The 14573-nt window shown below is 47.5% G+C and carries 13 protein-coding genes and 1 pseudogene; 10 read left to right on the top strand and 4 right to left on the bottom strand.

Annotated elements, in window-relative coordinates; all coding sequences use genetic code 11:
* On the top strand, positions 1-257 hold a 257-nt coding region (locus tag INF29_RS14495; protein WP_207728107.1), incomplete at its 5' end, for a hypothetical protein.
* On the opposite strand, the gene ychF is transcribed toward INF29_RS14495, so the two are convergent.
* Together ychF and INF29_RS03200 are read right to left on the bottom strand one after the other, a co-directional pair.
* A complete protein-coding gene (ychF, locus tag INF29_RS03205; protein WP_193484560.1) occupies positions 247-1344 on the bottom strand; it encodes a redox-regulated ATPase YchF in 1098 nt (365 codons plus the stop codon). The two genes, INF29_RS14495 and ychF, sit on opposite strands and share 11 nt — an antisense overlap.
* A 131-nt stretch (positions 1345-1475) precedes the next feature.
* Positions 1476-1646, bottom strand: coding sequence for a hypothetical protein (locus INF29_RS03200; protein ID WP_159432856.1), 171 nt, complete (start codon positions 1644-1646; stop codon positions 1476-1478).
* 153 nt (positions 1647-1799) lie between these two features.
* Between INF29_RS03200 and INF29_RS03195 the strand changes: the two genes are divergently transcribed.
* From INF29_RS03195 to INF29_RS03155, 9 genes are all read left to right on the top strand, one after another.
* Positions 1800-2147, top strand: coding sequence for a YhcN/YlaJ family sporulation lipoprotein (locus INF29_RS03195; RefSeq protein ID WP_193484558.1), 348 nt, complete (start codon positions 1800-1802; stop codon positions 2145-2147).
* A gap of 432 nt (positions 2148-2579) precedes the next feature.
* Positions 2580-5243: an S-layer homology domain-containing protein gene (locus INF29_RS03190; protein WP_193484556.1), complete on the top strand. Its 2664-nt coding sequence runs from the start codon at positions 2580-2582 to the stop codon at positions 5241-5243.
* Between the two features lie 509 nt (positions 5244-5752).
* Entirely contained in the window at positions 5753-6625 is an 873-nt protein-coding gene (locus INF29_RS03185) for a radical SAM protein (RefSeq protein WP_193484554.1), read from the top strand.
* 28 nt (positions 6626-6653) lie between these two features.
* Complete coding sequence (locus tag INF29_RS03180) at positions 6654-7454, top strand: hypothetical protein (protein ID WP_193484552.1); 801 nt, start codon at positions 6654-6656, stop codon at positions 7452-7454.
* A 112-nt stretch (positions 7455-7566) separates the two neighbouring features.
* Complete coding sequence (spoIID, locus tag INF29_RS03175; RefSeq protein ID WP_193484551.1) at positions 7567-8505, top strand: stage II sporulation protein D; 939 nt, start codon at positions 7567-7569, stop codon at positions 8503-8505.
* 44 nt (positions 8506-8549) lie between these two features.
* The gene (locus INF29_RS03170; RefSeq protein WP_193484549.1) at positions 8550-9278 is read left to right on the top strand and encodes a M23 family metallopeptidase; all 729 of its coding nucleotides are present in this window, start codon (positions 8550-8552) and stop codon (positions 9276-9278) included.
* 326 nt (positions 9279-9604) lie between these two features.
* Entirely contained in the window at positions 9605-10123 is a 519-nt protein-coding gene (locus INF29_RS03165; protein WP_191343629.1) for an O-acetyl-ADP-ribose deacetylase, read from the top strand.
* A 517-nt stretch (positions 10124-10640) separates the two neighbouring features.
* Positions 10641-11186 carry a ribosome hibernation-promoting factor, HPF/YfiA family gene (gene hpf, locus INF29_RS03160; RefSeq protein ID WP_193484547.1) on the top strand — a complete coding sequence of 182 codons (546 nt, stop codon included), beginning with the start codon at positions 10641-10643 and terminating at the stop codon, positions 11184-11186.
* 86 nt (positions 11187-11272) lie between these two features.
* A complete protein-coding gene (locus INF29_RS03155; protein ID WP_193484545.1) occupies positions 11273-11620 on the top strand; it encodes a PAS domain-containing protein in 348 nt (115 codons plus the stop codon).
* Between the two features lie 37 nt (positions 11621-11657).
* Here INF29_RS03155 and INF29_RS03150 read toward each other — a convergent pair whose 3' ends face one another.
* Positions 11658-13025 carry an MATE family efflux transporter gene (locus INF29_RS03150; RefSeq protein WP_193484543.1) on the bottom strand — a complete coding sequence of 456 codons (1368 nt, stop codon included), beginning with the start codon at positions 13023-13025 and terminating at the stop codon, positions 11658-11660.
* Between the two features lie 191 nt (positions 13026-13216).
* Positions 13217-14561: pseudogene (locus tag INF29_RS03145) on the bottom strand (MATE family efflux transporter).
* Positions 14562-14573: the final 12 nt, after the last annotated feature.

The raw sequence follows: 14573 nt of genomic DNA, 5'->3' as shown, positions 1-14573 counted from the left end.
GCATCGTTTCTACCACCAGTTGCTTGAATTCTGGTGTATATCGTTTATTTGGTACTCCTTTTGGCATAAAAATCACCCCACTTGTTATTCAGTATATCATACTGTCTAACAAATGGGGTGCAGTTCACTATAAGGATTTCAGCTTTTTTGTTTTTACAGGATTTTGTCAGATATGTTTTTTTCTTAAAGGTAATCTGCTTTTAGAAACATACCTTTTTCATATTCTGAATCTTTTAAAAAAACAAATCACACATTGAAGCGGAACAGAACCACGTCGCCGTCTTTGACAACATATTCTTTGCCTTCGGAGCGAACCAGACCCTGTTCTTTTGCGGCATTGTAAGAGCCCAGACGCATCAGGTCGTCATAAGCCACAACTTCCGCGCGGATGAAGCCGCGTTCGAAGTCACTATGGATTTTACCAGCAGCCTGAGGTGCTTTGGTGCCTTTTGTGATGGTCCATGCACGGCTTTCCTGCGGACCTGCTGTCAGGTAGCTGATGAGCCCCAGCAGTTTGTAGCTGGCTGCAATCAGACGATCCAGACCGCTGCCGTCTACGCCCAGATCTGCCAGAAATTCTTTTTTGTCTGCTTCGTCCAGATCAGAGATTTCTTCTTCGATTTTTGCGCATAATACGAATACTTCGCTGCCTTCTTTGGCTGCGTATTTTCTTACACGCTGTACAAATTCATTGCTTGCGCCGTCGTCAGCCAGATCGTCTTCGGCTACGTTTGCAGCGTACAGCACAGGTTTTGCAGTCAGCAGTGTCAGGCTGTCCACAAAAGCTTTTTCTTCCGGTGTGTCAAATTCTACCGCGCGAGCGGAAATGCCCTGTTCCAGTGCATCTTTTAATTTCTGGAGCACATCCACTTCTTTCTGGAGGGACTTGTCCGCTTTTGCCATTTTGCCTGTTTTTGCAATACGGCGTTCCAGGATTTCCAAATCGGAGAATACCAGTTCCAGATTGATGGTTTCGATGTCACGGATGGGGTCGATGGAGCCGTCCACATGTACCACGTTAGTATCTTCGAAGCAGCGTACCACGTGTACGATAGCGTCTACTTCACGGATGTGGGACAGGAATTTGTTGCCCAGACCTTCGCCTTTGCTGGCACCACGCACCAGACCAGCAATGTCAACGAATTCGATGACAGCAGGTGTGGTCTTTGCGGAGTTATACATTTCTGTCAGTTTTGTCAGTCTTTCGTCAGGCACAGTTACGATGCCCACGTTGGGGTCGATGGTACAGAAGGGATAGTTTGCTGCTTCTGCTTTCCCCAGAGTCATAGAGTTGAATAAGGTGCTTTTGCCCACGTTGGGCAGACCTACGATACCCAGTTTCATTTCATTTCTTCCTTTCCAAACGGTTTGCGTGTTCACTGTTAAACATTATAGCCAAAAGCGGTGAAAATGGCAAGGAATACCTTGCTTTGGGCGGAAAAAAGCCCTTTTGACAGGGTCAAAAGGGCATGGGTTTATTTTTTTCTGCCTTTGAACAGGATCATCAGAAACAGCAGAGCGCCAAGGGCTGCGGTGAGGATGGCATATCCTCTGGCTTCTTCTCTGGTTACATACATGCCTTCTGCCGGTGTTTCTTCCAGCTGGCGCATGGCTACACGGTAATGTCTTCTGTGTTCTCTTTCCATAAAAATCCCTCCTTGCGGATGTATCGGCTTTTTTCTTTATTGTAGCACAAAAGTGCAGTGGTATACAGTTTTTTTGCGGAAAAAACAGCTGGATTTTCCATGGAGCGAAAGCAGTTTTCTGGGGTATGTTAAAAGAGAAATGGGGGTGGAAATTTGAAAAAATATGTTGTTTTTCCGCTCTGTTTCCTCCTTTGCGGCTGTGCAGGGCAGCAGACAGCCACCAGTCTGGCGGCAGTGACGGAAAATCCCAAAGAACGTGCCCAGCAGATACAAAAAGCCCTGATGGAAGTTCCCGGTGTCACCGACAGTGCCGTGGTGGTGGCAGGGCATACAGCCATCATTGGTCTGCGAACGAAGGAGACTGGAACGGCTTTGGGGCGGCTCATACAGGAGGCAGAAACAGCGGCCAGAGGCGCTGACAAGCATTTGCAGATGGTTTCTGTGACGGCAAACGAAGCCATTGTAGAGCGCATGGAGCAGTCGGCAGAGGAAGGGGCATAGGAAAAGGGGGAACTTCCAGCCCCCTTTTTAGGGTGTCGAAAAAGTCGACACCCTTCGTCAAAATCAGGATTTTGACGAGGCTACTGTAGGTATAAACAGCACATTCCATCGGCATAAAAATGCCTTGGAATGTGCTGTTTTCCTCGTCGGAAGTCAATTCCGACTGCGGATTGCATTTGGGACACGCTTCGTTTCCCAAGCCCTTCCGTGGTTCTACAAAAGTGTAAAATCTGGTTTTTTGCCAGTCTGAAGGGGGAACTTTCCGTCCCCTTTTTTCGTATGATACAAGAGAGCTTTTCCAGAAATTGCAAAGAAATCTTAAAGAAGCAGGTCTATGCAATCATCGGAAAATATGGTAAACTAAACCATAAGATACCATTGGAATATCATTTTTTTGACAAAATATACAATCCCAAAGGAGGTACATACAACATGAAACGCAAAATGGCAATGGCACTGGCTGCTGTTCTGGTAGCAGGCAGTCTGCCCGTGACAGTATCCGCTGCCACATTTACCGATATCAACGAAGTGACCTGGGCATCTTCCACCATCCAGGCTGTATCCGACAAAGGTCTCATCAACGGCTATGAGGACGGCACTTTCCGTGCGAAAAACAACGTCACTTACAGCGAAGCTATGGTGATGGTATACAACCTCATGAGCAAAACAGGCAATCTGAAGACAAGTGCTACCAATACTTTGTCTATCTATCAGTCTGTGCTGAACACTTACAAGATTCCTACATGGAGCCAGTCCACAGTGGCTTATGGTCTGTCTGCGCAGATTTTGATGGCAGCTGATCTGCCTAAGTTCACCACCAACGGTGTTTCCAATCCTGCAACCCGTCAGGATGTGGCTGTGATGTTTGGTCGTGCGTTGTCTGAAAAATACGACATTTACGCTGGTACTGGCGTGAATTACAACGACGTATGGCGTATTTCCGACGAAGCCATGCCTTATGTGGATCTGCTGACCAGACTGGGCATCGTTACAGGTGACGACAGCGGCAACTTCAATCCTACAGCAAACATCACCCGTGCGGAAATGGCAGTGATGATGAACAAGACTTATGACCTGCTGTCCAACGAACTGGCAAACACAGGTGAAATCACAGAAATCGTCAACCATGACGGCGATTATTACGATGTCGATGTAAAGATGGACAACGGCGAACGGAACAGACTGACTCTTTCCGATGATAATATCAGTGTTTACAACAAAGATGGCAGCAGAGAACTGCCCATCAGCAGCCTGACCAAAGGCGACAGAGTCAGCCTGGTATTCGACGGTCTGGTAATCACAAAGATTTATCTGCTGGATGAAGAAGCATCCGCCCAGGAAAAATATGACGCGGTTGGGTATATTTACTCCCTGAAAGATGGCTATCTGAATCTGGAAAGTGAAAACACAGGCGAAACCACAAAATATAAGATTAACACCAACTGCACATACTATCTGGACGGCAAAAAGACCACAGAAAGTGCCATCAAAGATGTCATTGATGATAATTCTGACAAGTATGTATATGCCGGACTGTACACAGAAACAAAGAATGAAAAAGTAGATGGTGAACGTCAGGATGTACTGTATGCAAATGCTGTTTATGTAACAGTGAAGGATGAATACACCCAGACAGGGGAAGTGACAGACTTCACCAGCACCACCGTATACTACAAAGCTTCCGGCAGCAATGCTAGAAAGAGTGCAGACTTCGCATCTGATTGCGAATTCTACATCGGCGATAAGAAATCTTCTGCCAAAGATCTGGAAGAAATGGCAGAAAGCGGCACTGTTTATGTAAAAGTAACTGTAAACAGCAAGGGCAAAGCAACAAAAATTGTGATGACAGAAGATAAATTTACAGACAATACTGCTTCTTCCACTTACACAGTGAAAGGCTTCAACAAAGACCGCATCATCGTTTCCAGAGGCGGTACATCCACCACTTATGAATTTGGCTCCACCAGTGACATTACTTTCTATATCTGGGAAGGCAAGTGGAATGAAGTTTCCTTCAAAGGTGCGGAATCCTTCTATGATGAAGATGATTTGGAAGATGGTCAAAAACCTTATGACACCATGTATGCCCGCATGAATTTCGATAAATCCGGCAAGATCACTGCGATCTATATGGTAAAAGACGGTGACAGAGAAAATGCTTTTGGTGAAGCGGAAGAAACCGAAAGAAAAGGCACTGTGGAATATATCAAAGATGGCAAGCTGAAATTCAAGACTTCTTCCACAGAATATACGCTGCAAAGTAAATATGATGAAGATTCTTTGGAAATTGGCGGTGCACCGACAAGTTCTTTGACCGTATTGACCCGTATGGCAAACTGTGACGATGTAACACTGTATGCGGAAATCAAAGCAGACGGTAATAACAAGATTACAGATATCGAAGCCAGACTGACCGCTGCCGAAGGTAAAATGATTGAATACAACGGCAAAGATGCCAGTGACAGCGACAAGAAAAATACACTGACATTGGAAACATCCGATGGTTCTCAGTTCAAACTGAAAACAGTAAGCAATCCTAAGACAGACAGTGATGATTACGATGCAGAAGATCTGCAAACCACAGGTTACCGCGGTTCTTCCGTAGAACTGGAATTCAACAACGATGGTGAAATTTCCAAGATCATCGTAACAGACAGCAGCTACAACAGCGGTACAAAACGCGTGAAAGGCACAGCTTCTTTGGATGGCAGCAAGATCAAGATCGATGGCAAATCCTACAGCTGGGATTCCAAGACATACATCACCAGCAGCAGCTTCACTTACAGCACAAAAGATATGTTCGAAAGAATGCTGCAGGATAAAGACATTGAAGTTTATGTAGAAGCAACCATCAGTGACAGCAATAAAGTGGAACGCATCAATGCCAGAGTAGAATCCGCAGAAGGTGAATTTGTGGAATACGACAGCGGCAGCGTTGTCATTGAAACCGACAGCAGAAAATGGTCCTTCAACACTGTTTCCAAGAACACATTGCTGAAGAACTGCGGTCTGGACGACGAAAAAGATTTTGAAAAGAAAGAAGGCAAGAACGTTACATTGGAATTCAACAGTGACGGTCTGGTAGAAGAATTTTAAGAAGCAATGAAAAGAAGCGCCATCTTTTGGCTGCTTCATAGGAACATAAAGAAAGCCGAAGTCCTTGTTATGGAAAGGATTTCGGCTTTCTTCTGTGTTTCCCCTGAAAAAATCAGGAAAAAGGAAAAGGGAACAGCCGAAGCTGCTCCCCTTTCGATTATCCTAGGATAATCGCTTAATAAGGTTTTTGATGCCGCGCCCTTTCATGCAGAAGGAATGGGGGTGCCGCAGAGCGGCTTCCACATAATCAGACGGATTCCAAATCAGTCAGGATTCTTGCAAAATGCACACAAAAAAACAGCCGCAGATGCTGCCTCCCCGTATGCAAAGGCGCCGTCCTCCCGCCTGCTTCAGAAACAAAAACCGTATTAACGAAAAAGTTCATGCCCTATTATAGACAAAAATCGACGCATTGTCAAATGGAAGAAATGGGTATTGATAAAATCCCCGTTTTGCCTGTATAATAAAATGATATGAACGACGATAACACAGAATAGGAGAGATGTTTGATGCGATATGAAGGAACCGTTTACAGACCGCCCAGTGAGGCGGGCAGCTTGATCATTCAGCTGACCATTGGCTGTGCCAGAAACACCTGCACATTCTGCAACATGTATAAGGATAAGAAATTCCGTATCCGTCCTCTGGAAGAAGTGGCGGAAGATTTGGAAATGGCTAGAAAATATTACAGCCATATCAAAGTGCGCCGTATCTTTTTGGCAGACGGCGATGCCCTCATTGTAAAAACACAGGATTTGTTATATATTCTGGATAAATGCCATGAATACTTCCCCGAAGTGGAACGCATTTCCGTTTACGGCGCCCCCAAGGACATCCTGGGCAAAACACCGGAAGAACTGAAACAGCTCAAAGACGCTGGTCTGGACATGGTTTACATGGGTCTGGAAAGCGGCGATGACGACGTACTGAAAGAAGTGAAAAAAGGCGTCACTTCCGAAGAAATGATTGCTGCCGGCATCAAAGTCAGAGAAGCAGGCATGATTCTGTCCATGACAGTCATTTCCGGTCTGGGCGGCAAAAAACGCTGGAGAGAACACGCCCTGAACAGCGCCCGTGTCATTTCTGCCATCAAACCGGAATATGTGGGCTTTTTGACACTGATGGTAGAACCCGGAACAGAACTTTACGACCAGTACAACAGAGGTGAAGTGGAACTCTTAGACCCTCACGAAGTATTGGACGAAACAGAGCTGTTCATCCGCAGTGTAGACGCGGAAGGCACCATGTTCCGTGCAAACCATGCTTCTAACTATATTGCTTTGGGCGGAACCCTCAACGGCGAACGGGATAAAATTCTGGCGCAGATCGAAGAAAGCCGCAGAAGAAGCAAATTCCGCCCGGATATTTTCCGCGGTATTTAAAGAGTAAGGTTGTAAGGGGTCTTTTGTAATGGAATGGCTGGGTTTTGCCACACTCATAACTGCATATGGCTGCATCTTCACGGCAGTGGTGACGGGGCGGAAAGGCTGGGTTTTGCTCATAGGCTGGCTCATTCCCATATTGGCCCTGACCATCACTTATGAACCGGGTATGCAGATCAACGGGCTCATGGTACTGATCTGCTTCGTCATGTTCCTCATTTGCAGGCTGGGCATGGTGGATGTGAAAATGTGGAACATCCGCCAGCGGAAAAAGCATAACATACTGTTTGGCATTTTGTATATCGGTGTGTTTATCCTGCTGTTTTACTCCGTTGCCCAAGCCCAGATTCAGGGATATATGCTGAACCTCCAGGGATGGGGCAGTCAGAAACTGCCTATCTGGCGCATGGGACTCAGCACTTTGCCGCTGCTCTGGCTCAATGTGATCTATACCCGTATGGTGTATACCGCCATTGACCGTCTGCGGCGGAAACGACAGGAATTGAAACTGCTGTCCTGCCGCTGTTTCATCGCCAATGAACAGGGCACGGAAAAAGGGCTGAATCAGGGATACTTTTTGGAAGGCATTCAAAACGGTGTCACTTATCACTTCCGTCTGACCCGTCGGTCTTATCTCATGCTGCGAAAGGAAACGAAGCTTCGCTTGCAAACGGAAACGGGGCTGTTCGGTGGCATTTATGTGACGGACATTGGGCATCCGGAATGGCTGAAACGCGCCAGACGTGTGGAACGGCGAGATGCCAAAATCGGTATGGCGGTATTTGTAGTTGTGATGATTTTCAGTATTTGGTTATACTGGATTCGATAATAGAAGTCGAAAATATCTTGAGAAAATCAGGATGTTTTCGGCTTTTTTTATTTGCCCTGTTCTTTTGGGGGACAGGAACGCATAGGCTGTTACGGAGAGGAAGTGGCGCAGTATGGTGAAAAAAGTTTTGGGGGTACTGGTGGGCTATGTGCTGCTGGCAGTCATTGTCATTCCTTTGCTGGTAACGGCCATTTTCGGGGGATTTCGCACAGAAGCGGTGACGGAGGCGAAAAATCTCTTTGGACCGGCGGACTACCTGCAAATCTTACGCCCTGAGCATACAGAACTGGAGGAATATGTGCAGGGGGTGGTGTCGGCGGAAATGCCTGCCCTTTTTCCCATGGAAGCCCTGAAAGCCCAAGCGGTGGCAGCAAGGACGTATCAGGTGCGGAAAATGGAGGAAGCAGGCAGTGATGCTGTCCTTTATGACGTGGGACAAGCTTATGCGGATACGGCTGCCCAGAAAGAAAAATGGGGGGAGCATTATGAAGAATACGCCGCAAGAGTTTCACAGGCTGTGGAGGAAACGGCAGGGGAAATCATGGTATATGAGGGAGAGCCAATCCTAGCGGTGTTTCATGCCCAAAGCGCAGGGAAAACGGAGGATTCGGAAAACGTCTGGGTGCAGGAAATCCCCTATCTGCGGAGCGTGGACAGCAGCGGCGACCTGTCCGCGCCAGACAATACCGTCACCGAAACCCTTTCGGCGCAGACTGTATGGGAAAAACTTTCCACGTTGGGAGATTTGAGCGTTTCGGCGGTGGAACTGGATTTTTCCGGCATCCAGCGCAGCGAAGCGGGGTATATCCAGCAGATACAGGCAGGCAATCTCACATTGACGGGCTTAGAAGTACGGACGGCTTTGGGGCTGCGAAGCGCGGACTTTACTGTTCAGCGGCAGGGAGAGGATTTTGTGTTCACCACAAAGGGGTATGGTCATGGGGCTGGTATGAGCCAGTACGGCGCAAAGGCGTTGGCGGAGGAAGGCATGGATTACCATGAAATCCTCAGCCATTATTACACAGGCATTTCTTTTGAAAAAACTGCATAAAACAGGGCAAGGCTGGTCAAAATAGCCTTGGAGGTGTTGGCAGAATGAAAAAGAAAAACGAAAGCAAAATGGCAGCAGTGCTGGTATCCATGGGGTTATGCGTGGTAGCTCTGGGGGCAGGCATGACTTACTACACATGGAGCAATGTGAAGGAGCCCATGACAGCGGAGGAAAGCCCGGCTTCTCCCGTTACGGTGGCAAAAAGCCCCACACTGGACACAGCCAAAGCCCAGAGAGAACAAATGAGCAACGACGATGGTGAGGCACCTGACCCGACACCAGCGCAGGAAGCCAAAACAACAGAAACCAAAACAACATCTGAACAAAAGACAACAGAAAAAAGTACAGCCAAAGCACAGCAGACAGTGACTTACGTCTATCCTGTCACTGGGGAAACGGTGATGCCTTACAGTGTGGACAAGGCGGTCTATGACCCGACTCTTGACCAGTACCGCACAAATGATACCCTTTGTATCGCGGCGGAAGCTGGCACAGAAGTGAAAGCGGCGGCAGACGGCACTGTGGCGGAAATCAAAGAGGACGACGAAAGCGGCAGAACCCTTGTTTTGGAACATGCAGACGGTACGCGGACTACATACGGTCCGCTGGCGGCAGAAGGTATGGTCAAGAAAGGCGATACCGTGAAACAAGGTCAGACCGTAGGCAAACTGGACCAGCCCACCAAATATCAGGCGGCACTGGGCAGCCATCTGGTATTTGCCATGGAGGTAAATGGCGAGCGGGTGGACCCTACGAAAAAACTGGAGAAATAAAGACAAAATATTTCCCATAAACAGGAAGAAAGCTGGGGGACTTGCACTGCAAGGATTCCGGCTTTCTTTGTTTTCTCGTGAAGGAAACCTGCAAGGAGTTGCCCTTTTGTCTTATGGGGGAAAGACTGTCCCGCTTGTGCAATTTTGCCAGAGAAAACCAGCAGAGGGAAAAAAGGGCAGGTGTTTTCTGTGGTTTTTGGGGCAAAAGTCAGGTTGTGCGTTGTGGTTTTTCAGTTTTTTTGCAAAAAAACCTTTACGAATTTTCGGAAAGGGGATACAATGGGACAAAAGGGGAATTTTTGATTTCCCGGATAGGGGGTTAAGGTATGGAACGATTTTCTATTATAAAAGGAGATATTGTGAAAGCCAAAACGGATGCCATTGTCAATGCGGCGAATACATCCCTTCTGGGAGGCGGCGGCGTGGACGGCGCCATTCATCGGGCAGCAGGCAGAGAGCTGCTGGAAGAATGCGAAACCCTTGGCGGCTGCAAAACCGGTGAAGCCAAAATTACCCGTGGTTATAAGCTGAAAGCAAAGTATGTCATTCATACACCCGGTCCCATCTGGCGCGGAGGCAAATGGGATGAAGAAGAACTGCTGGCAAACTGCTACCGCAATTCTCTGGCGCTGGCAAAGGAAAATGGCATCAAAACCATTTCCTTCCCGTCCATCAGTACTGGCGTGTATCGTTTCCCTGTGCATCTGGCGGCAGAAATCGCTGTGCGGGAAATCATGAATTATCTCAGAGAAAATCCCGATATGGAACAGGTGACCATGGTTTGCTTTGACGACGATACCAAAGCGGCTTATGTGGAAGCTTTGGCAGCCTATCAGCAGGCATAAACAGAACATAGACAGATGTGGTATTACTACCGCATCTGTTTTTTTATGGGAAATAGAAAAGATTATGTCAACATATGGGAAATGGGAACGAAATTTGCAAAAAGGACATGCAGGGGATAACTTTTTGTTTTATCCACAAGGAAAAGCCTTGAAAAAAGAGTTATACACAGAGTTATGCACATTATCCACAGCCTGATTTTCGAAAATATGTGGAGAAAATCCAAGTGATCCCCCTTTTCGCCAGCCCTCGCCAAAGGGCTGTGTTCCGCCATTTGTGGGGTCTGTGGAAAAATGCCCGTCTGTTGTGGATAGTATTCTGTCAACCAAACGGAAATTGTGAACAAACCTGTTTTTTAATTTTGGGCAAAAGTCCGAAAAAATTTTTTCAAAGAAAAGAGGGTTTTTGGAAATGACATCGAATATGTATGTCATAGAAAGAGAGATGTCTTTCTAGTCCCCCTTAGGGGTGTACCAATAGGTTTCCGCAAAGACGGAAACTGCGAAGGGAGTTGTTAGTATGCGGTATAACATCATTGGGAAAAATATCGACGTTTGGGACAAGACCAAAGAAATGGTGGAGAAAAAACTGGACAGAATTGCAAAACTGTTCCCGGAAGACACCAACGCAACCATTACACTGAGTCTGGAAAAACTGGTTTCTACCGTTGAAGTAACCATTCCGCTGAACAAACGACTGATCCGTGCAGAAGTACAGGATACAGATATGACAGCTGCCATGGATAAAGCTGTGGATATTCTGGAAAATCAGGTTGTCCGCTACAAAAAACGGATGCGCACCAAAGTTCGTCAGGGCGGCGAAAACTTTGTGGCAGAATATCAGGCAATTATGGTACCTGAAGAAGATCTGGATGAAGAACCTCTGTACAAGATCGAACGTATCAAACATTTTGAAGTAAAACCCATGGACGCTGAAGAAGCAGTGATGGAAATGGAACTGATCGGTCATAACTTCTTCGTATTCCGCAATGGGGAAACAGACGAAGTGAATGTAGTTTACAAACGGAAAAATGGTTCCTATGGTCTGATCGAACCCGAATATTAAAATAGAAATATACTTGCACATGATGGAGGCGGGAAATTCCTTTGGAGGAGGTTCCGCCTCCTTTTTTGTATGAAGGAGGAATCTATATGGAACAGCTGGAAATCATGGAGGGCATCCTCAACGCGTACCCCTATCCCATTGTTTTTGTGGATAACGATTATATCATTCGGTTTTTGAACCGTTTTGCACGGTATCATTACTATGAAGAACGGGGCTATGGGGATTTGATTGGCAAGAGCATTTTTGACTGCCACCTGACAGACGCCGCCAAGGAAAAAATCAAAATGGCTTATGAAGGCATCAAAAAGAACGGCAAAGAAGTTTTTATCGGCGTCAATACCCGCAATCAGCGGATGTATATGATGGGGGTGCGGAACCAGAAAGGGGAATGGATCGGATTTTTTGAACGGTTTGAATTGAATCTGGCAAAATAAAAAAGAGTGGGAAATGGGAATTTCCCACTCTTTTTGCTTATGATTTCGCTGCCATACGTCGTTTTGGTTTGGGACCATGATGCTGCCAAGGGCGGATATGGTAGAACCAGAAAGACAGTGCCGCGGACAATGTCCAGCCAACGGGCCAGGACAGCCAGATGCCTGTGGAGTCCATAAACAGTGCTTTTACAAAGAAATATGCCAGCACCACACGAAGCACCAGGTCTGTGAATGTGGTGGTGGTGAAATAAGCGATGGAACTGGTGCCGCGGAGTACCCCGTCACACATGGCTTTGACCATGACCACAAAGTAGAAAGGAGATGCAATCCGCAGGAACATCATGCCTGCATGGATGGCATTGGGGCTGCCGTTATCCAAAAACAGACCGATGGCAAAACGTCCTAAGAACAGATAGATCACCACAAAGGGCAGACATACCAGGGCGCCCATGCGCAGGCTTTCTTTCAGCCCGTCTGTGATACGGCTTTCCTTATGGGCACCGATATTCTGTGCCGTAAAGGAAGAAAGACCGTTGGCAAGGGTGGACATACAGGTGACAGAGAATGTATTCAGCTTGATGGCGGAAGAATATCCCGCAATAACGGCGGAGCCAAAGCTGTTGACCAAACCCTGGATGAACAGGTTCCCAACGGAAACGAAGCTCTGCTGCAAAATGCTGGGTACGGCAATGACAGAAATCTGCCCCAGCAAATGGAAAGAAAACAGCGGGAACCGTTTTGTGGTGGGAATCTGTTTCAGACGATGGAGCAGGGCTGCCAGTGCCAGCAGGGAGGAAATGCCCTGTGCCGCGAAGGTTGCCCATGCCACGCCTGCCACGCCCATATCAAAGACGATAACGAACAAGAGGTCCAGCAGGATATTGCCTACAGAGGAGCCGATGAGGAAATACAAAGGTGTTTTGGAATCCCCCAGAGCGGTGAAGATGCCTGTGCAGACGTTATACAGAAACAGGAACAGGAACCCGTATATGTAGATATTCAGATACAGGGCGCCGTCGGCGAAGATGTTTTCCGGTGTCTGAAGCATCCGCAGCATATTCTGTCCCTGCCATACGCCGAATACCGTCAGAATCACGCTCAAAACTACGCAGGTGATGAATATGGTGCTGACGGCGCATTTCAGATGGATGTATTGCCTGCCGCCAAAAAGTCTGGAAATGATGACGGCACAGCCAGCACAGCTGCCGATGGCAATTGCCATAAAAATCATGGTGATGGGATAGGATGCCCCAACGGCTGCCAGCGCGTCCTCCCCGATGAAACGTCCCGCAATGACGCTGTCGGCAATGTTATACATCTGCTGGAAAGCCACGCTGATAAGCATGGGAATGGAAAAACTCCACAGCAATTTGCGAATATTGCCTGTGGTCAAATCGGTTATCATAGATTTCCCCCTTTCGTAAAATGCATATTCCGATCACGTCCTTTTCTTTCATTGTATACAAAAGTAAGGAGAAGGGCAAGGAAAACAAATGGGGTACAGGAAAAAAGGCTTTTTTCGCTGCACGCAGAAGAAAATCTTTTCCATAAAAAAAGCCGGAATCCTTTTTGTGGGAGGATTCCAGCTATGTTTGTTTATAAAGTATCGTAAGAGCGTTTTTCCCATGGTTTTTTCCGGTAGAACACATAGGAAAGGATGCAGGAGATGCTCCAGCCGAAAGGCCAGGACAGCCAGATGCCTGTGGAGCCCAGACCAAAGCCAATGGCAAAGACGAAGGCCAATACCACACGGAGGACAAGGTCTGTGAATGTGGTGGTCATGAAGTACAGCATGGCGCTGCCCCCGCGGAGCACACCGTCACACATGACTTTGGTGGATACCACGAAGTAGAAAGGTGTGACGATTTTCAGGAACATGGCACCGGCAGCAATGGCTTCGGCGCTTTCGCTTTTCATGAATAGCCCCATGGCAGCTTCACTGAAGAAGAAGTACACCAGCACAAAGGGCAGGGATACCAGAATGCCCATTTTGGCGCCGGCGCGGAAGCCTTCCTGTACACGGTCTTTTTTGCCTGCCCCCAGATTCTGAGCGGTGAAGGAAGAAAGACCGTTGGAAAGGGTGGTCATGCAGGTAACGCCGAAGGTGTTCAGCTTGATGGCGCCGGAATAGCCTGCAATGACGGCAGAACCGTAGCTGTTGACCAGACCTTGAATAAACAGGTTCCCTACAGATACAAAACACTGCTGCAAAATGCTGGGCACGGCAACTTTTGTGACCTGACCCAGTACGGCAAAGGAAAAGAACTGATGGGCTTCTGTGGTCTGGAGTTTTTTCAGACGGAAAAACAGTGTGATGAGGGCCAGAACGCAGGCAATGCCCTGTGCCAGGAAGGTTGCCCATGCCACACCTGCTACGCCCATATCAAAGGCAATGACGAAAAGCAAGTCCAGGGCGATATTCCCCAAAGAGGAACCAATGAGGAAATACAGGGGTGTTCGGGAGTCCCCCAGCGCCGTAAAGATGCCTGTGCCTACGTTATACAAAAACAGGAACAGGAATCCTAAGATGTAAATATGCAGATACAAAGAAGCGTCGGAAAAAATGTTTTCCGGTGTCTGCAAAAGCAGCAGCAGGTTATCATCCTGCCAGATGCCAAAGAGAGAGCACAATGCTCACAATGACGCCGGCACAGCAGATGGTGCCAACGGCTGTTTTCAGCATGGCATAATGTTTGCTGCCGAACAGCTGGGATACAACGACAGTACAGCCGATGCTGCTGCCGATGGCAACAGCCATGAAAATCATGGTGATGGGATAGGATGCCCCTACAGCTGCCAACGCTTGCGCCCCGATGAACCGCCCTGCGATGATGCTGTCGGCAATGTTGTAAAACTGCTGGAAAACCACACTGATGAGCATGGGAATGGAAAATGCCCAGAGCAGACGACTGGTATTGCCTGTAGTCAGGTCTGTATTCATGAAAAAAACTCC

It is taken from the genome of Anaerotignum lactatifermentans, assembly GCF_014982935.1.
Classification (GTDB): Bacteria; Bacillota; Clostridia; order Lachnospirales; family Anaerotignaceae; genus Anaerotignum; species Anaerotignum lactatifermentans.
The sequence above is the reverse complement of the archived record's forward strand: the minus strand, read 5'-3'. Positions and strand labels throughout refer to the sequence as shown.